This window comes from Gloeobacter kilaueensis JS1, assembly GCF_000484535.1.
Taxonomy (GTDB): Bacteria; Cyanobacteriota; Cyanobacteriia; order Gloeobacterales; family Gloeobacteraceae; genus Gloeobacter; species Gloeobacter kilaueensis.
Map to the genome: position 1 here is coordinate 213,305 of NC_022600.1, position 17,641 is coordinate 230,945.

Below are 17,641 nucleotides of genomic sequence, written 5' to 3' on the forward strand. Positions count from 1 at the left end.
CAGGCCAGCAGGTCCTGCTGCCTTCCCTTCGTAAGCTGTAGCCATAGGTAATCAGCTACCGAAAAATTTCAATGTTGATCCCAGGGGATTCGCGGATGTCTTGTGCTCCCGGATAACTGTCGTTCAAGCCCGCTGGGGACCCGGATCGATAGCTTTGATGAAGTTGGGCTGAACAGGACCGCTACTGGCGGCTGCCAGGTGCTCAAGCAGGAGGTTCTGCGGCGGTGCTGCCTCGGCACAGGTCAACAACATCGCAGTTAACAGAACTACACCCACCAGTTTTGCATCGTTGCGCTCAATCATTGTCTACTCCTGTGCAGGGCGGAAACGTTGTGTTGCCCCATATGCAAATTTTAGACTTGCGGACAAATTTTGTAAATAGTTTCTAGAGGATTGTTTTTGAGCATAATTTCCTAGCTACTGCCCTAGACATAAGCAAAGAAAGGCTTTCAAGTTTTTGCGGCTAAAGAAAATAAATGCCGATTCTTGAAAAAGATGTTTTATAAACGGAAAATAATAGTAGCTATAAATTATGATAATTTCTCAGAGATAAAAATTAGCTTTGCCGCTACAAGTACACAAGTCCAAAGCCGACGTTGTCGCTCCGGCGGGGCTTCACCGGGGGTAGTAGTGGTGGTTGTATGCCCTCCAAAAAACGTGGTGAGTTCCTCTGGAAGGGGGAGAAAATCGGAGTGTCCGGCCCGTGCAGCCACCGGTCAGGCGCACGAAGTACAGAAAAGAATACAGAGGATGTCCAGCCTTCTACTACTTTCGGCTCAAAATTAGTAGTTTTTTTGTGACGGCGGATGCCGTAGTGCATCTACTTCCGGCTCTGGAGCTTGGGGAGGAAGCTGGTCGGGAGCTGCCCAGATGACCTTTTCGTCGCGGAAGGTGACCAGACCAGGACGAGCGCCCCTGAGCTTACGCACGTGGCGGCGCTCGGTATAGATCACAGGGACGTGGGCGCTGTGGCGGGCGCGGCTATAGTAGGCGGCGAGGTTGGCTGCCAGTTGCACCGCTTCAGCTTCGGCGCGCTCGCCCGCCGGTACCTTGAGTACGACGTGGGAGCCGGGAATTTCCTGGGCATGAAACCAGAGGTCCGTCGGAGCGGCCACCTCAAAAGTCAGTTGCTCGTTCTGGCGGTTGTTGCGGCCTACCAGCACGACGGAGCCATTGGCGAGGGCGAACTGCTCGAAGGGTACTGGACCTGCGGTAGCGGCGGGCTTTTCTTTGGCGTCGAGATATTCCTGCTGTACCAGTTCGGTCTCGACTTCCAGCAGCGCACCGAGATCGCTGTGTTCGCTCAACAGCTCGACGGTAGCTGCTACCTGCTCAAGGTAAGCGATCTCCTCGCGGGTCTGGGCCAGTAGTGGTTCGACGCTCTGGCGGGTCCGCTTCGCCTTGCGGTGGCGGCGGTAGTAAGCCTGGGCGTTGCCCACCAGATCTTTTGTCGGGTCGAGGTCGATCCGCACCGGACAGCCCGTCTCGAAGTCCGCTAGCTGGATGTGCCTGGCACCGGGCACAGTCTGGTTGAGGTGGGCCATCAACAGGTCCGCCACCTGTTTGTAGCGCTCGACCTCCCCCGCCTGGACAATCATCTGCTCCTGTTTGTGCTCTCGCTTCACGGCCCGTGCCAGGGCCACCTTGAGCGCCTGCTTGAGCCTTGAGCGCTTCGCATTCAGCAAGCCGGCCTGCAGCTGCTCGGTGTAGTAGTGCTCCAGCAGCAGATGCAGAGAAGGGACCGCTTCGCTGAGATTCCAGCCGAGCACGGTGTAGCCGCTGCCGCTCCAGCCAGGCTGGTAGCGGTTCTCTTCAAGGCAGGTGAGCCACTGCTGCCACAGTTGCCAGATCGCCTGCCAGTCCGCTTCGCTCAGCTCGTCGGTCCGAATCTGCGTGCCCAGCTTCGCCTGGGTTAATAGCTGGGAGGCGAGCACCTGGCTGACGCTGCGGTAGGTCTGCACCAACAATGGCCCCACCGGCTTCGGCACAATTTCCAGCCGCGAGCGCCACTGCAAAAAGCTCTCAGAGCGGCTCGGGGCAGGGCCGGTGAGGGGCGGCGGTGGCCTGTAAATCTCACCCAGTTGCACAGGCCGCACCCGCGACTGGCTAGTAGAAACCGAATGGGCGACAGCGAGGATCTGGCCCTGCTGGTCGCACAGGACGATATTGCTGTACTTGCCCATCACCTCGACATAAAGCTGCACCTGCGGCGGCTCCTCCGGGCGGCGGGCAAACCCCAACTGCACCACCCGTTCCCAGGCGGGTTGCTCGCACCTGACCAGCACCTGTCCCACCAGATGCTGGTGCAGAGTAGAGGCAAAGGCAAAGCGGGTTGTACGCGAGCGGGCCGCTTCGCCGCCGGAATTGACAAAGTGCAGCCGGGCCGCCTGGGGATGGCAGCTTGCTAAAAGCCAGCGCTGGCCGCCCAGAGTCTTGAGTAACAACCGGATTGTCTGGTAATCGTCCTGGCGAATCTGCTCGATGCGCGCCGGCAGCCAGTTGTCTTTCAGTTCGACAACCGCTGCGCTCAACGTCGTAAAATCTACCGCCTGCATCGCTCAGCCTCCCCCTCGCCTTGCTTGTAGCCGGCTGAGGCACAGGATACGATAAAAATGAAGAAAAGTTGCGGCTCGCCGTGCCATCCTTTGACCTCTCCCAAGTGCATCCGGCGACATCTTCTCCTCCCTTAAAACCACCAGCCGCTGGCCGGCTGGTGGTCCTCAGCGGCCCGAGCGGCGTCGGCAAGGGCACGATTCTGGCTCTAGTGCGCCGGCGGCATCCAGAACTCTACCTGTCCGTATCGGCCACCACCCGTGCTCCCCGCACCGGCGAGGTGGATGGCCGGGACTATTACTTTTTAACCCAGGCGGCCTTTGAGCAGCTCATCGCAGAGAACGCCCTGCTGGAGTGGGCCTGCTACGTCGGCAACTACTACGGTACACCGGCGGCTCCGGTGCTCGCAGCGCTGGCGGCTGGCCGGTCGGTGGTGCTCGAAATCGAAGTGCAGGGGGCGCTGCAGGTCAAAAACAACTACCCGGCGGCTATGCTGGTATTCGTTCTGCCGCCCTCGCTCGCGGTGCTCGCAGCGCGGCTACGCGCTCGCGGCACCGATGCGCCGGAGCTTATCGAGCGCCGTCTCGAACGGGCCGCCGAGGAGCTGGCCCTTGTTGGGCACTTCGACTACCGTGTGCTCAACGACGACCTCGAGCGCGCCGTCGAGCAGGTAGAACGTCTGTTGTTTGAGGAACCGCTCCATGACCCAACCGGCTGTTGAAACTGCGGACTTGATGCGCCGCGTCGAGCAACTGGTCGATGCCGCCGCCAACCGCTACCGGATCACCGTTCAGGTGGCCAACCGCGCCAAGCGCCGCCGCTACGAAGATCTAAGCGACGACGACGGCAACTTCAAGCCGGTGCTCCGGGCCATCTTCGAGATGTCCGACGAACTCAACGAGCCTGAAATCATCGGCGACTGAGTGGATTTGCCCCTTGTCTACAGCCCCCGCTACGAGGCAGCGCTGCCGGTGGGCCACCGCTTTCCGATGGGCAAATTCGGCCACCTGTACCGCTATTTGCTCACCAGCGGCATTGCCCGACCAGAACAGTTCTGGCTGCCGGAGCGCGCCGGCTGGGAATGGCTCACCCTGGTCCACGCGCCGTCCTACGTCGCCGATTTTTGTGCCGGCAGGCTGAGCGAGCGCGAATTTCGGCGCATCGGCCTGCCCTGGAGCCCGGCCATCGTCGAGCGCACCTGCACCGCCGTCGGGGGAACGGTGCTGAGCGCCCGGCTCGCCATCAGCCACGGCCTCGCCTGCAACATTGCCGGAGGCACCCACCACGCCTTTGCTGATTTTGGCTCCGGCTTCTGCATCTTCAACGATCTGGCGGTGGCAGCGAGAGTGCTGCTCGCCGAGGGGCGGGTGAGCCGGGTGTTGATCGTCGATCTCGATGTCCATCAAGGCGACGGCACCGCCCGGATCTTTGCCCAGGAGCCGGCTGTCTTCACCTTCTCGATGCACTGCGAACAGAATTTCCCAGCCCGCAAGCAACAGAGCGATCTAGATGTGTCCTTGCCGATTGGTACGGGCGATGCCGTCTACTTGCGGACGCTGCGGGAGTACCTGCCGGACCTGCTCGATCGAGTCCGCCCCGATCTGGTGCTCTACGACGCCGGGGTGGACCCCCATCGCCGCGACCGGCTGGGCAAACTCGATCTGAGCGACGAGGGGCTCTACGAGCGGGATCTGGAGGTGATCGGCAGTTGCCTGCGCCGCCGGGTGGCGGTGGCTGGGGTGATCGGTGGCGGCTACGACGACGATCTCCAGGCACTGGTGCAGCGCCATTCTCTGCTGCACCGCGCCGCCAGTGCCCTCTACCGGACCCTTTGACGATCCTTTGTAAAGCTGTATAGCGAGTTGCGTGCCGTTGCGGCGGGATTTGCTATAACCGACCCATGCTTCCCCTGTGCATCCTTCGGCTGTTGCCCTGTTCTTAGCAGTCAGTCATTCTTCTTTTTTGCGATGCACCAGATCCACTTTCCTGCACGGTTTGATGCCGGAGTGCCCGACGAGCGTTCTGCCCACCGGCACCGCGATCTCTGGCAGCTTCAGCACCGCGTTCAGTCCGCTCCCGTCCTCGGAGCAGTAGCCTCGATGCGGGAGGGTTTCGCTACGCCTTTTAAGTTGCTGAGGCGGTCCGAAGGAGGACCACAGCTATGTTATCGAGGCTGGCACATCTCGGCGCGCTGGCTGATCAAAGGTTACGTCGCGGATCTTAAAGATCCGGAGGGCAAAGCGGTTGGTGAGCCGCTCCTGTGCTTTGCGACTCCCGAGCTGGCGCTGGTTCACGCCCAAAAATATGTGGACTGGCTCATTGCCAGAACGACCAGACGTTAACTGTCCCCATTGCTGCAAATTGCGTCGATCGCTTCCGGGGAAAGTGGGCCGCCGGATACAGTAGTTCAGTACGACTCGCAGTTCGGTTTGTGGACAAAGGTACCCTGGTTGAATTTCGTCTGCACGGCAACCGCCACCTGGGGGTGGTCAGCGGCCCGGACGGTAAAAAGAACTTCAACCTGCAGACGCCGAATGGCCACATCCAGACCGTTCATCCCCGCCAGATTACCTACACGGTTGCGGGCGGGCCCTACCGCAACAGCGAACTACCGGCCTTCGAGGCCCAGGCCGAAGCCCTGCTCGCCCAGGCCGATCTCGAACTGGCCTGGGAGTTGTTCCGCGAGACCCACGCGCTGGTGACGCCCGCAGAACTGGCGCAGTTGCTTTTTAGTAGTGAAGGCCCGGTGGCCGGCTACGCCGCCTTTCGCCTGCTGGCCGACGACAAGCTCTACTTCAAACAAAAAGGCGAGGGCTACGAGCCGCGTTCGCCTCTCCAGGTCGAGGAGTTGCGCCACCAGCAGGCGATCGAGCAGCGCCGGGCTTTTGAGCAGGCCCAGTTTCTTGAGCGCATCCAGGCTGCCCTGAGCGGTGCAATCGTCAGCTGGCAAAAAAGCGACCAGCAGCGCCTCGACGCCCTCGAGCGCTACGGGCTCTGGGGCGAGGAAGCGTCCGATCGCTCGCTCGCCCAGGATGTGCTGCAGCAGTTGGGCCGGGCCACCCGTCCGGAGGAAGCGACGGCGCTTTTGATTGCCCTGGGGATCTGGTCGGCCCACGAAAATCTCGCCCTGCGCCGCTCGAATATTCCGGTCCACTTCAGCGAGGCGGTGCTCGACTATGCCCGGCGGGTGCTTACCAAAGCACCGCCTGACCGGGACGAGCGCCGCGATTTTGGCAGGCTTGCCGTCTATACGATCGACGACGAATCTACCCGCGAGATCGACGATGGCCTCAGCCTCGAACCCCTCGAAGGGGGGCGCGAAAAAGTCTGGATTCACATCGCGGATCCGAGCCGCTGGGTTTTTCTGGGCGACCCCCTCGATCTCGAAGCGAGAAGGCGGGCGACCAGCGTCTACCTGCCCACCGGTGCCATCCCGATGTTCCCCCCGCTGCTCGCGACAGGACCGATGAGTCTGTTGCCCGGCCAGATCAACTGTGCGCTGAGCTTCGGTGCTGTCATCGCTCCGGATGGAGCCCTCGAAAGCTTCGAGGTGACTCCCGCGCTGGTGCGCACGGTCTATCCGGTCAGCTACGACGAGGCCGACCCTTTGATCGCCAGCGGCGAGGAGCCAGTACTCGCCCGCCTGCACGAAATTGCCCTGCTGCGGCGCAACTATCGCCACGGCCACGGTGCGATCACCATCGAGCTGCCCGAAGCCCAAGTCAAAGTCAAAGGCGAACAGGTCAACCTCGAGATTTTGGGCGACTCCGCTGCCCGCGTGCTGGTCTCCGAGATGATGATTCTGGTCGGTGAGCTGACCGCCCGGCTGGCCCTCGATGCCGGTATCGCTGTACCCTTTCGGACCCAGGGGGCTCCCGACCTGCCGGGAGCCGACGAGTTGATGCGCCTGCCCGCCGGTCCGGTGCGCGAATTTGCGATCTGCCGCTGTATGCAGCGATCGGAGGTGAGCGTCTACGCTGCCCGCCACGGCGGGTTGGGGCTCGATGCCTACGTGCAGGCCACCTCGCCCATCCGCCGCTACTCCGACTTGCTGGTCCACTACCAGATCAAGGCCCACCTGCGCGGCGAGACGCCTCCCCTCAGCCTCGAAAGCCTCAAGGACCTGCTCGCGATGATCGACAGCGCCGGTTACGAAGTCACCCAGATCGAACGGCTCAGCGACCGCTACTGGACCTACGAGTACCTGCGCCACCGCCGCCAACAGTTGCAGCCGGGCCTGGTGCTCGACTACATGGGCGGCGATCCGCAGCGCGCCCTGGTACTGCTCGAAAATGTTGCCCTCCGGCTGCCGGTGCGCTTCGATCGGCCCGTCTCGCGGGGCGAAATGGTCGATTTGCAGATCACCCACGTCGATCCGCGCCAGGATCTGCTGGTGCTTAAAGAGGCGCGCTGACAGGCTCTACCGCTCGCGGGGGAAGTCCAGGCGGCGGACGCTTGTTAGCCTGAGACGGGAGAGAGCGATCGAGGAGCATGACGACGGCCTTCAGTTCTGTGAGCGAATTTTTTACCCGGCCCCTGTTTGCTGTCAATGGAACGGCTGTTTCGTTCACCTCGATCCTGGTATTTGTCCTGCTAACCTGGCTGTCGTTTTTTGTCGCCCGCCAGGGGCGAAAGCTGGTGCAGCGGCTGGTCAACGGCAGGCTGGAGGCGACCCTCGCCAACATCCTCGATCAGCTCGCCAACGTCGCGATTATCGTCGCCGGGCTCTACATCGCCCTGCGCTTTGTGGGCATCGACATCGGCGGCCTGGTGGTGCTGGCGAGTGCGCTGGGCGTCGGGATCGGCTTTGGCCTGCAGAACATTGCCTCCAACTTGATTTCGGGCATGATCATCCTGCTGGAGCGGCCTATCTCCGTGGGCGATCGGGTGACGGTGGGCGAGACGGTGGGCGATGTCACCCGCATCGGCCTGCGCTCCACCGAGGTCGTCACCCCCGACAACATCATGATCATCGTGCCCAACAGCGAATTTATCAGCAACCGCGTCACCAACTGGACTCGGGGCCGTCCCCAGACCCGGATTCACCTGCCGGTGGGCGTCGCCTACGGTAGCGACCTCGAAAAAACCAGACACATCCTGCTCGACATCGCCCGCGCCCAAAAAGGGGTGCTCCCAGAACCTGCTCCAGAAGTCTGGCTGGTGAATTTCGGCGACTCGTCGATCAACCTCGAATTGCTCGTCTGGGTCGAAGCGCCCAACTTGATCCCACGACTGCGCTCCGAACTCAACTTTGCCGTCGAGGCGGCCCTGCGCGCCCACGCGATCTCGATTCCTTTTCCCCAGCGCGACGTGCGGGTCGTCTTCGATGGCCAGTCAAACGGCAGCGAGCGGCTGGGCGTCTAATCGGTTGTCTGGCTCTGGCTGCGTTCGCCCTTAGAAGCTGCCGCCTCCGCCCGGCGCACCTCCGAGCAAAAAGTCGTCACCCGCGTGCCGTCCGGATAGCGGACGATCGCTGTGCGCAGGCGCAGGTTGGGGCTGGCAAACCAGAGCCGTTCCTCCGACTCGCCCTGGTTGCTCGTAGTGCTCAAAGTAAGCACATCGTCGTCGCCGACGCGATAGCGCGCAGGCAGCGGCTCGGTAGCGGGCTTATCCTGCAAGATGCTGCCCTGAGCTGGATCTTGAGCGTCCGGCACGACGACCAGGATCGTCCTGCCGGTGTGGGTTTTGCTGTCGCGGTCGATCGTGCCCTTCCACTCCACCAGCACCGCCCCGGCAACCCCGGCAGCTTCAAAGCGGTACAGACGGCAGATCTCGGCCACCCGGCCATCTTCTGGTGCCAGAGGGGTGATCTCCAGTTCGGAGCGTCCGCCCTCGAATCGCCGCCCGGCAGGGTGGTGGCTGTTGCGCTGCGAGAACCAGCGGCCCGCACTGGCGCGAAAAAAGTCCATCACATCCTTGGGCATCGGTTCTCCGTCCTGGCGGTTGACGACGTTTCTCATTATATCGGGGGCAACGAAGGGCCCGGCGGTTGCGCATAAAACCCGTTGCCGGCTCCTACAGCAGTAACACCGGCTGTAAACAAGGAGCAATACGATGCATCTCCTCCGGTTGCTATGGTTTCTCCTGCGGAACCTGCATTTTGAGAACAAGAACGACGAAGCGCACCTGTGGCTGCGCGGCCTGCACCTGGCTCTAGACGCTCAGGGGAACGTCCGGCTGTGGTCCGAACGGGATCTGCGCCTCAATGCCCGCTTCGTGATGACCCAGTGTACGTCCGACTTTGAGCCCGCCCAACCGGAGGCGCAGGCCGCTCCTCCGGTGGCGGGCACGATCGAACCGCTCTACCGGGCGCTGGTCCGTTGCCTCGAAGCGGAGGCGTCGAAAGCTCCTGTCGCCGGAGGCTGTGGCCATGACCGGTAGACCCGCCGCCCGGCTGACGGACATGACCGCCCACGGGGGGCCGCTTGCTCCGGGTCCCGGCAGCCCCAACATCTTGATCGGGGGACTGCCAGCCTGGCGGGGGATCGGTGCCGCCCAGGTGGCTGCCCTGCTCGATACCTTTCAGCAGGGTGTCAAGGACATCGGCAAGGCGACGGCGAAGGCAACCGCCGCTGCCGGAACGCCTGCGGGTCCGGCGGCGCAACTGCACCTGGAGGAGACGATCAAAGACTCGGCCCTCAAAGTTGCCAGGCTCATCGCGAGCTTTACCGCCGACATCCACGCCTGCGCCACGCCCTACGTCGTCATCCCCCACGGCACAGGAGTGGTCATCGACGGCAGCCAGACGGTCTTTCACAACAACCTGCCCGCCTGCCGCCTGGGCGACACGATCCAGGAAACCCTCTCCGTCAACAAGATCGTCATGGGCTGCTTCACCGTCCTCATCGGCGGCTAAGACCTGGACAAATGTCTCGCGGGCTTCTAGGATAATGGTCGAAGCGCGGGCTGTTGCTGATGCTTCTAAACGATTCGATCACCTATCCTGAGTCCGACGGTCGGCCCATGGCGGACAACACCGAGCAATTTCGCTGGATTGTCTACCTCAAAGAAAATCTCGAATGGCTCTTTGCCGCCGATCCGGCTGTGTTCGTTGCCGGAGATCTGCTCTGGTACCCGATCGAGGGCAAAGACAAACTCTGTCAGGCTCCCGACGTCCTCGTGGCCTTCGGACGAGCGAAGGGCCGCCGGGGCAGCTACCGGCAATGGCTCGAAGGCAATATTCCTCCCCAGGTTGTCATTGAAGTTATCTCCCCCGGCAACACGATCCCCGAGATGACCCGCAAGTTTCAGTTTTACGAGCGCTACGGCGTCGAAGAATACTACCTCTACGACCCGGATCGCGGCAGCCTCGATGGTTTTATCCGGCAGGACGAAGGTCTGGTCCCGCTCGAAACGGTCGAAGGCTGGGTGAGCCCGCGCCTCGGTATTCACTTCCTGCTCACCGGTGGAGGCGAATTGCAGATCTTGCGTCCGGACGGTCAGCCCTTCGAGAGCTTTCAGGTGCTGGCCGAGCGCGCCGAGCAAGAACGACAGCGGGCCGAGCAAGAACGGCAGCGCGCCGAGCAAGAACGACAGCGGGCCGAGCAAGAACGGCAGCGGGCGGAGAGGCTGGCAGAACGCCTGCGGCAGTTGGGCATCGATCCAGACAGCCCAGGCGAGTAGTGCTCAAAGCCTGTCTACTCTAACGGGGCGGCCCAAAGACGACCTCGGGCCGCAAAAGTCCCTCCTGGCGGCAGGCGACTCCGAGAAATTGCCCCGTCGCCGCCTGCACCTGGACGGCTGCCTCCGGCCCTGGTGCTGCGATCTTCTGGCCCAACTGCCAGCGGGCAGCTTCCTCCGGCGGCAGGCGCACGATCTCCAGATGATCGAGGGCTGCCGCTGCCTCGATCATCGGCAATCTACCGGCGCTAAACTGCGGCTCTACCTGATCGAGTGGAAGGCTCTGCTCGATCCAAAAGCGCCCACTGCGGATACGGATCAGGTGAGCGAGGGCAGCCCCGCAGCCGAGGGCCGCCCCCAGATCGCGGGCGATCGAACGAATATAGGTACCGGCGGAGCAGAGCACTTCGACGGTGAGTTCCGCCCGTTCGCCCGGCTGCCAGCCCAGAATCTTGAGTTCATCGATCTCGACGGTGCGCGGCGCAATCGCCTCGATCGCCGCTCCCCGCCGGGCCAGATCGTAAAGGTGAACCCCCTGCTGGCGAATGGCGCTGTAGCGCGGCGGCACCTGCTGGATCGTTCCTTCAAAGCGCGCCAGTTGCGAGCGTACCTCGTCGAAGGCAATCGCTCCGGCACTCGCCTCGGTGAGGATGCGGCCCTCCAGATCGTCGGTGTCGGTGGTGAGCCCCAGGCGAATCGTCGCCCGGTAGCCCTTGCGATCGGCCAGAAAGCGCAACAGCCGCGTCGCCCGTCCCACCGCTACCGGCAGTACCCCGGTGGCCGCCGGATCGAGGGTGCCGCCGTGGCCGATGCGCGGCTCGCCCAGGATCCGGCGCAACCTGGCGATACAATCGTGCGAGGTCCAGCCCGCCGGTTTGTCGAGGTTCAAAAACCCCTCCAGACCACTGCTTTTTGATCGCCTGCCCATCGGCCTCCCCTGCTCAAACCGCTTCTTTATTACATCCCGGCCCGCCCAGGCACTGCCAAACAATTTGGTTGCTCAACGGGGATCAGTGCTTTAGAATATGAGAGCCATTGCAACCATTTGCAATATTTAGCAAACTTTCAACGCACTGCACGCCCTTGGACCGTACCAGCGGGGAGGATTATTGGATGAGGCACTCAGTACTACTGTTGGGGTTGGCCGCTCTCGGCATCGTCTCGCTGGCGGGATGCTCCTCGGATCGCACGCCCGGTGCCACGGCGACCCAGTTTGGCAACACCATCCAGTGTAAAAAGCCCGAAGGAAACCGGGCACCGCTCGAACTGAAGGCCGGCGAGGTGCGCCGGTCCTACGATCTGTGCTTCCAGCCCGAGAAGGCCGCCTACGAGGGCCGTCCGATCAAAATTATCTGGGGCCAGACCGCACCCCTCGGGCCGGTGATTGCCGATTTGAGCAAGGATGCCTCCGGCAAGCCGACCCTGCAGGTCACCGGTGGCCGCAACACTTTTCAGATGACAACCCAGGCACCGGGCACCGAGCGGATCGCCTTTAATTTCAGCACCAGCGGCCTTGACGCCACCTCAGGGGCAGCCCGCGACGTGGTCGATACTTCCACCGACTTCAAAGGGGATCTGGTCGTACCGCCCCTGCGCGGCCTCGGGTACACCGACGCGCGGGGCCGGGGCACCGACGCGGGCTACGAAAGTTCTCAAGGGAGCTACGCCACCGGCGGCGAGCAGTTCGAGAAGGGCACCGAGGAGTCCCGCGCCCGCAAAGTCGGCAAGGGCGAGATGACCCTGAGTATCGAGAGCATCAACTCCGAGACAGGCGAAATTGCCGGTACCTTCAAGAGCACCCAGGACTCGGGTCTGGCGATCGTGCCGGGCGAGCTGGAGGTGGAGGGCCGCTTTATCGGCACCTTCAAGCCCAAGAAGACCAGTTAGGGCAAGCAATAAAACCTTGCTTAAACGAGCCCGGCCCGGTCGGGCTCTCTTCTTTTTTGCCGAATCCAGCCGCCACTAATCGTATGATCGAAAAGATGTTGGACGGAGAAGACGCTTGCCTGGAGTACAGATAACAGGTGTGGGCGGGGCTGTGCCTGCCCAGGTCCTCACCAACGATCACCTCAGCCGACTGGTGGAGACCTCGGATGAGTGGATCAACACCCGCACCGGCATTCGCGAGCGCCGCCTCCTTGCCCCTGGCCAGTCCCTCGTCCAGCTCGCCGTCCAGGCTGCCAGTGAAGCGCTCGCCCAGGCCGGGCGCTCTGCCCTCGACGTCGAACTGCTGATTCTCGCCACCTCCACACCCGAAGATCTCTTTGGTTCTGCCGCCCAACTGCAGAGCGAACTGGGGGCAGTGCGCGCCGCCGCCTTCGATCTGAGCGCCGCCTGCTCGGGTTTTGTCTTTGCCCTGGCCACTGCCAGCCAGTTCGTCCGGGCCGGTACCTACCGCACCGTGCTCGTCGTGGCAGCGGACGCCCTCTCTCGCTTTACCGACTGGAGCGACCGGGGTAGCTGCATTCTGTTTGGCGACGGTGCGGGGGCGGCACTCATCGAGGCGGGGGAGGCTGAAGGCATCCTCGGTTTTGAATTGCGCTCCGACGGGGCGCGCTCCCGGCATCTGACCATCGACTGCGCCCAGGAACCGGTCGAGCTGGTGGACGGCCTGCGGGCGACGCGCTCGCGCTACACATCCATTACAATGAATGGCCGGGAGGTCTACCGCTTCGCCGTCGAGGCGCTGCCGGATCTGATCGAAAAGACCCTCACCCAGAGCGCTGTCAGTGCCCAGAGCGTCAGAGGCTACTTTCTGCACCAGGCCAACCAGCGCATCCTCGATGCTGTCGCCAACCGCCTGCACGTTCCCTCCACGCGGATGGCCAGCAACCTCGAACGCTACGGCAACACTTCGAGCGCCTCGGTGCCGTTGATTCTGGCTGAATGGGCCGGCGACGGGCGACTGCAGACAGGAGATATGGTAGTAATGGTAGGCTTCGGTGCCGGTTTGAGTTGGGGAGTGTTGCTCGCACGTTGGGGACGGCTGTAGACACCACAACAGCTGCAAAAGGCAGAGCACGATGGCCAGAAGAAGCAATTGCAAAAAGCAGGCGGCAGTGACCGGCGATGAGTAGTTCGCTTCCGGTTGCTGCGTCGTCCCGGCGCGCTGCGGGCAAACGGCCAGCTTTGCTGCAGCCGCTGCTCGATGCGCCCGTCTGGTTTGTGCTGGCTATTGTGCTTTTGACGAGTTTGCTGGGCCTGCGCTTTTATAGAGAGCCGCAGCTGGCGATCGGCAAGCGCATCGGCTACACGCTGCTCGCTCCTAAGACGATGGATGTCGAGGACCGCCTGGAGACCGAGAAGGCCAGACTCGATGCGCGCCGCAATGCCGTACAGATTTACTCGCTCGATCCCCAGATCGAGGCCCAGGTCCACGACAGCCTCGACGACCTGTTGACCGAGGGCGACCAGATCTTTGCCACCGCCGGTAGCCTGCCCTACATCGACACCGGTATTCTCGCGAGCGAAGCCCAGCGCTACCTGCGGGCGATGCCCCAGGCCACCTGGCTGCAGATCAAGCAGCTTATCGGCAGCCCTACCCCCCCGGCTCAGCTCAGCGGCCTGACGCCCATCGAGCGCCAGATCTTTGGAAATTTGAACAAAAACCGCGCTGGCAACAGCGACGGTTTTGCTGCCCTCATCGAGCGCATCGAGCGGGCCCGGCTCGCCTACGGCCAGGCAATTGCCCGCCTGCGCACCGCTCCGCTGGTCTACCAGGACCGCCTGCTCGACCTCAGCCCCGATCAATGGAAGCAGGTTACCCAGCAGGTACAACTGGTGACCCGCCGCCTGCTTGCGATGGGTGTCATCCCCGGCCTGCCGCAGCCCTTGCGCGAGTCGGGAGTGATGGCTCAATTGCCCACCAGCTTCAACGTCCTGCAGCGCCGACTGGCTACCGATCTGGTGCTCTCGGTGCTCACGCCCAACTTAAAAGTGGACAGGCTCGAATCGTTCCAGCAGGCCGAGCGCACCGCCGAAAACGTCCCGACCGTGCGCCTCCACATCCAAAAAGGCCAGGTGCTGCTCAAAAAAGGCGAGATGATCACCCCGCGCTGGTTCGATATTCTCGATCGGCTCCAGCTTACCCAGCGCGGCGTGAACTGGCTGGAACTGCTGCTGCTGGTGGCGATCGAGGCGGTCGCCTTTGCGGCCTTTTTAATCATCGACAGGCGGCTGGGCAAAGCCTGCCTCTGCCGCAGGGACTACCTGCTCACCCTGGTGATCGCTCTATTTACCTCGGGCATCGGGGTCATCATCGGCGACAGCTGGGGCTGGGGCGGTTTTTTGCCCTTCATTGCCGCCGGTCTGTGGCTGGGCAACTTCTACGGTTCAAAGCGGGGCAGCCTCGCGCTGCTGGCGCTGGCGGTGCCCTTCTGGTATGGCTTGAAGATTCCTTTTACGATCTTTTTGCCCGTCTTTATCGGTGGGCTGGTGGCCGCTCTGCTGGTTGGTCGTCTGCGCTCGCGCGAGGAGATGGCTTTTTTGGGCGTCTTCGCCGCCGCCGTGCAGGGAGCGGTCTACGCCCTGCTCACGGTTGTATTTAGCAATGGCTTCGAGTGGGGAGAACTCTTCGTTCACACCCTTGAGATGGCAGGCGGCGGTCTTGTCTGCAGCATCGTCGCCCTGGGGGCGAGCCCCTACCTGGAGCGGCTATTCGATGTGATCACCTCCGTTCGCCTCTCGGAGCTGGCCAATCCCAACCGGCCTCTTCTAAAGCGCCTCGCCACCGAAGCTCCCGGCACCTTCCAGCACACCCTGTTCGTCGCCAACCTGGCGGAGGCTGCCGCCCAATGCCTGGGAGACAACGCCGATCTGGTCCGGGCCGGTACGCTCTACCACGACATCGGCAAGATGGTCCGCCCCCGCTACTTCATCGAAAACCAGATGGGGCTGCCGAACCCCCACCTGCAGCTCGACGATCCCTGGCGCTCGGCGGCGATCATCCGCGATCACGTCACCGACGGCCTGAAGCTGGCCCGCCGCTACGGCCTGCCCCAGGTCATTCAAAACTTTATCCCCGAGCACCAGGGCACCATCCAGATCGCTTACTTCCATCACCAGGCTTGTGAACTGGTCGGCTCCGACAACATTCGCGAAGAAGATTTCCGCTACCCCGGCCCGATTCCCCAGAGCCGGGAGACGGGCCTGGTCATGCTCGCCGACGCCTGCGAGGCGGCCCTGCGCTCATTAAAGGATGTCACCGAGGGTGAAGCGGTCGCGATGGTCCAGCGCATCCTGGCGGCCCGCTGGCGCGAGGGCCAGCTCAAAGATTCTGGCCTCAAAGAAGAAGAACTGCCCCAGATCGCCCGCATCTTTGTCAAAGTCTGGAAAGAACAGAACCACCAGCGCATCCGCTATCCGTCCGCCAGCCCCAAGACCCCCGAGTACCAGGTCGCCCGGCGCTAGCTGAGGAGGGCTGTGATAGTCTGGTTAAGCGCAACGGGATGTAGCGCAGTTTGGTAGCGCGCTTCGTTCGGGACGAAGAGGTCGCAGGTTCGAATCCTGTCATCCCGATAGCAACCGTAACAGCTCAAGCCTGCTTCTATAGCGACTTTTGAGGTATTCCACCTTGCCAGGATGTCGCTCTTTGGGCCGGGACTTTGGCTCCGGAGGCAGAGATTTTGAAGGTATTTCGGGGTATCTTTGGGAGCAATTGGGTCCGGTTTGGGTCCGGTTCACCAAATTTGGGTCCGGAGGTTGTATGTCCACAAACCGATTATATACACATCACCGTCGATAATACGTTGTAGGATTTTTCTAGCGTAATTTGACCGGAAGCAGTTTCTGGCGAAAGGGCTAAGATATGGAATCACCTGATACAGCAAGCAAGGGTCAGATAGCCGCACAACCGGATACACAGAATCCAGAATCCACCGTAGGACCTCAGGATAAGCGCAAATTTGATCAGTCTGGAGAAACGTATTCGCCTGAAACAGGGCTGCAAGAGCCAAACACAATTGAAAAGAACCGGGAAATTAGACTCCGGTTAGTCCCAGTTGGCGTGTTATTAATTGCCTTTGCGCTTTGGGGAGTGTTCGGCAAAATCCCCAATCGGGCTGAAGGACGGGCAGCAATTTTGATTCCTCGCTCCAGTGTTGCAATCCAACCGCGTGAAGGGGGTCGGGTATTGGCGTTGAATATTCGACCGGGTGATGCGGTTAAGAAAGGACAGGTATTGGCAACAATGGAGTTTCCTGAACTGGAAACCGAATTACAGGACAAGCGCGATCGCCTCACAGACCTCAAAGCCCAGAATCGTCAAATTGGCTCGGTTCAAACAAATCGCAGTCAACTTAATTCAAGCGCTGTAGAACAGAAGAGTCAGGCAAACTTGTATCAGGTTGAATCGCTGCGCGTGCAACTGGCAAGCAATCAGAGCCAGCGAGAAGCGTATCTCGACCACCTCAAGTACCTGCGTGACTTTAAAACGTCCACAAGCGAGAGATTGTCCGCATACGACAATCTGGCAAAAGAGGGTGCGGTTCCTCGGATCGGCTTCCAGTCTTATTTCTTTCAATTCAGTCAGCAGGAAGTTGCCAATTCGGTGAATCAGACACAAGTGGAGCTCGCTCGCCTCAAAGGAGAGGATGAGAGTTTGAGGGCACAGATGCAAACTCTGCGGGCAGCGAATCGGGCATTGGCGACCGAGAAGCGCGGCGTAGACCTTCAAGATACTATTAGTGATGTTGTTCGGTATAACGCGATTGCCGACCAGCAACGAGACATCAACACCTTACAAGCTAGAATTCGTGCCAGTAGCCGGGTTGTCAGTCTTTACAATGGCAAAGTGGAGGAAATTTCGGTCAATCCAGGGGAAGTATTGCTTCCCAGTGGTCGCATTGGCAGGTTGGCAGTCGAAAACGCCAACGCCAAAGTGAATGTAGTGGCGCTGTTCAAAGTAGGCGATGCCAAGCAATTAACAACCGGAATGGCAGTAGAAGTGATTCCAGATCTGTACGATCGCGAACGGTATGGCGGCATCGTTGCAAAGGTCGTCCAAGTGGCTCAAAATCCAGTCACTGCATATGAATTATCCAGTTTGGTAGGCAGCCAGGATCTTGCAGAGAAGCTGTTATTAGGACGAGATAAGGACGATCGCGATAAGCCCCAGCCCATCAACGCGAGTGTTACGAAGGTCATCCTGGAACTCCAAACTGACCCTCATGTTCCCAGTGGTTTTAAGTGGACTGAAGGCAAAGGAGCACCCAGGGCGATTACAGATGGAACCACTGCTGATGTCCAGGCTGTGACTGAGGAGCGATCGCTCTTCAGTTACTTAACACCCGCTTTTCGTTGGATTACAGGCGTATACGGACACTAAGACTTACGCAGAAACCGGGTTTCTCTCAAAGTGGTAACGCGCAACTCATTTTTTTATTGGAGCCTCACAACCATGCAATATTCTAAAAGACGCACAAGATGGTGGGTTTGGTGGCTGAAGTGGTGGGTGGTTGCCGGCGCGATC

General features: G+C 61.2%; 17 protein-coding genes and 1 tRNA gene. 14 read left to right on the forward strand and 4 right to left on the reverse strand.

Annotation, left to right across the window (positions count from 1 at the left end; all coding sequences use genetic code 11):
- Window positions 1-123 precede the first annotated feature (123 nt).
- Window positions 124-303, reverse strand: coding sequence for a hypothetical protein (locus GKIL_RS00900; protein WP_023171441.1), 180 nt, complete (start codon window positions 301-303; stop codon window positions 124-126).
- A gap of 479 nt (window positions 304-782) precedes the next feature.
- The gene (locus GKIL_RS00905) at window positions 783-2,555 is read right to left on the reverse strand and encodes an Rqc2 family fibronectin-binding protein (RefSeq protein WP_023171442.1); all 1,773 of its coding nucleotides are present in this window, start codon (window positions 2,553-2,555) and stop codon (window positions 783-785) included.
- Window positions 2,556-2,659: 104 nt separating this feature from the next.
- On the opposite strand from GKIL_RS00905, the gene gmk reads away from it, so the two are divergent.
- The 6 genes from gmk (at window position 2,660) to GKIL_RS00935 (ending at window position 7,917) form a co-directional block, all read left to right on the forward strand.
- Complete coding sequence (gene gmk / locus GKIL_RS00910; protein WP_051382910.1) at window positions 2,660-3,274, forward strand: guanylate kinase; 615 nt, start codon at window positions 2,660-2,662, stop codon at window positions 3,272-3,274.
- Window positions 3,255-3,476 carry a DNA-directed RNA polymerase subunit omega gene (locus GKIL_RS00915; RefSeq protein ID WP_023171444.1) on the forward strand — a complete coding sequence of 74 codons (222 nt, stop codon included), beginning with the start codon at window positions 3,255-3,257 and terminating at the stop codon, window positions 3,474-3,476. The genes gmk and GKIL_RS00915 overlap by 20 nt, the downstream gene beginning before the upstream one ends.
- Complete coding sequence (locus GKIL_RS00920; RefSeq protein ID WP_023171446.1) at window positions 3,477-4,388, forward strand: histone deacetylase family protein; 912 nt, start codon at window positions 3,477-3,479, stop codon at window positions 4,386-4,388.
- A gap of 171 nt (window positions 4,389-4,559) precedes the next feature.
- On the forward strand, window positions 4,560-4,895 hold the full coding sequence (locus tag GKIL_RS00925; protein ID WP_144080287.1) for a hypothetical protein: 336 nt from the start codon (window positions 4,560-4,562) through the stop codon (window positions 4,893-4,895).
- Between the two features lie 89 nt (window positions 4,896-4,984).
- Window positions 4,985-6,967, forward strand: a complete 1,983-nt coding sequence (locus tag GKIL_RS00930; protein ID WP_023171448.1) for a ribonuclease catalytic domain-containing protein — start codon at window positions 4,985-4,987, stop codon at window positions 6,965-6,967.
- A 77-nt stretch (window positions 6,968-7,044) separates the two neighbouring features.
- Window positions 7,045-7,917 (forward strand): mechanosensitive ion channel family protein, encoded by an 873-nt coding sequence (locus GKIL_RS00935; RefSeq protein WP_023171449.1) that lies wholly within the window; start codon window positions 7,045-7,047, stop codon window positions 7,915-7,917.
- Here the strand turns inward: GKIL_RS00935 and GKIL_RS00940 are convergent.
- Window positions 7,914-8,513, reverse strand: a complete 600-nt coding sequence (locus GKIL_RS00940; RefSeq protein WP_023171450.1) for a phycobiliprotein lyase — start codon at window positions 8,511-8,513, stop codon at window positions 7,914-7,916. The two genes, GKIL_RS00935 and GKIL_RS00940, sit on opposite strands and share 4 nt — an antisense overlap.
- Before the next feature lie 94 nt (window positions 8,514-8,607).
- Here GKIL_RS00940 and GKIL_RS00945 point away from each other — a divergent pair, with 94 nt between their 5' ends.
- The 3 genes from GKIL_RS00945 to GKIL_RS00955 are packed head-to-tail and all read left to right on the forward strand — an operon-like array spanning window position 8,608 to window position 10,176.
- The gene (locus GKIL_RS00945) at window positions 8,608-8,934 is read left to right on the forward strand and encodes a hypothetical protein (RefSeq protein WP_023171451.1); all 327 of its coding nucleotides are present in this window, start codon (window positions 8,608-8,610) and stop codon (window positions 8,932-8,934) included.
- Entirely contained in the window at window positions 8,924-9,409 is a 486-nt protein-coding gene (locus tag GKIL_RS00950; protein WP_023171452.1) for a PAAR domain-containing protein, read from the forward strand. The genes GKIL_RS00945 and GKIL_RS00950 overlap by 11 nt, the downstream gene beginning before the upstream one ends.
- Before the next feature lie 53 nt (window positions 9,410-9,462).
- On the forward strand, window positions 9,463-10,176 hold the full coding sequence (locus GKIL_RS00955; protein WP_041243637.1) for a Uma2 family endonuclease: 714 nt from the start codon (window positions 9,463-9,465) through the stop codon (window positions 10,174-10,176).
- A gap of 19 nt (window positions 10,177-10,195) precedes the next feature.
- Here the strand turns inward: GKIL_RS00955 and truB are convergent, their stop codons facing one another.
- Window positions 10,196-11,101 carry a tRNA pseudouridine(55) synthase TruB gene (gene truB / locus GKIL_RS00960; protein ID WP_023171454.1) on the reverse strand — a complete coding sequence of 302 codons (906 nt, stop codon included), beginning with the start codon at window positions 11,099-11,101 and terminating at the stop codon, window positions 10,196-10,198.
- Between the two features lie 185 nt (window positions 11,102-11,286).
- On the opposite strand from truB, the gene psbO reads away from it, so the two are divergent.
- From psbO to GKIL_RS00985, 5 genes are all read left to right on the forward strand, one after another.
- Window positions 11,287-12,060: a photosystem II manganese-stabilizing polypeptide gene (gene psbO / locus GKIL_RS00965; protein ID WP_023171455.1), complete on the forward strand. Its 774-nt coding sequence runs from the start codon at window positions 11,287-11,289 to the stop codon at window positions 12,058-12,060.
- 115 nt (window positions 12,061-12,175) lie between these two features.
- A complete protein-coding gene (locus GKIL_RS00970) occupies window positions 12,176-13,165 on the forward strand; it encodes a beta-ketoacyl-ACP synthase III (RefSeq protein WP_023171456.1) in 990 nt (329 codons plus the stop codon).
- 77 nt (window positions 13,166-13,242) lie between these two features.
- Window positions 13,243-15,582 carry an HD family phosphohydrolase gene (locus GKIL_RS00975; RefSeq protein ID WP_023171457.1) on the forward strand — a complete coding sequence of 780 codons (2,340 nt, stop codon included), beginning with the start codon at window positions 13,243-13,245 and terminating at the stop codon, window positions 15,580-15,582.
- A 34-nt stretch (window positions 15,583-15,616) separates the two neighbouring features.
- Window positions 15,617-15,690 (forward strand) — tRNA-Pro (locus tag GKIL_RS00980).
- A 289-nt stretch (window positions 15,691-15,979) separates the two neighbouring features.
- On the forward strand, window positions 15,980-17,497 hold the full coding sequence (locus GKIL_RS00985) for an NHLP bacteriocin system secretion protein (protein ID WP_071824768.1): 1,518 nt from the start codon (window positions 15,980-15,982) through the stop codon (window positions 17,495-17,497).
- Window positions 17,498-17,641 lie beyond the last annotated feature (144 nt).

Bases quoted from the DNA above. Each gene is read 5' to 3' on its own strand.
- GKIL_RS00900 (WP_023171441.1), bottom strand. From the start codon at position 303: ATGATTGAGCGCAACGATGCAAAACTGGTGGGTGTAGTTCTGTTAACT.
- truB (WP_023171454.1), bottom strand. From the start codon at position 11,101: ATGGGCAGGCGATCAAAAAGCAGTGGTCTGGAGGGGTTTTTGAACCTC.
- GKIL_RS00975 (WP_023171457.1), top strand. From the start codon at position 13,243: ATGAGTAGTTCGCTTCCGGTTGCTGCGTCGTCCCGGCGCGCTGCGGGC.
- GKIL_RS00950 (WP_023171452.1), top strand. From the start codon at position 8,924: ATGACCGGTAGACCCGCCGCCCGGCTGACGGACATGACCGCCCACGGG.
- GKIL_RS00905 (WP_023171442.1), bottom strand. From the start codon at position 2,555: ATGCAGGCGGTAGATTTTACGACGTTGAGCGCAGCGGTTGTCGAACTG.
- GKIL_RS00940 (WP_023171450.1), bottom strand. From the start codon at position 8,513: ATGAGAAACGTCGTCAACCGCCAGGACGGAGAACCGATGCCCAAGGAT.
- GKIL_RS00985 (WP_071824768.1), top strand. From the start codon at position 15,980: ATGGAATCACCTGATACAGCAAGCAAGGGTCAGATAGCCGCACAACCG.
- GKIL_RS00915 (WP_023171444.1), top strand. From the start codon at position 3,255: ATGACCCAACCGGCTGTTGAAACTGCGGACTTGATGCGCCGCGTCGAG.
- GKIL_RS00935 (WP_023171449.1), top strand. From the start codon at position 7,045: ATGACGACGGCCTTCAGTTCTGTGAGCGAATTTTTTACCCGGCCCCTG.
- GKIL_RS00945 (WP_023171451.1), top strand. From the start codon at position 8,608: ATGCATCTCCTCCGGTTGCTATGGTTTCTCCTGCGGAACCTGCATTTT.
- psbO (WP_023171455.1), top strand. From the start codon at position 11,287: ATGAGGCACTCAGTACTACTGTTGGGGTTGGCCGCTCTCGGCATCGTC.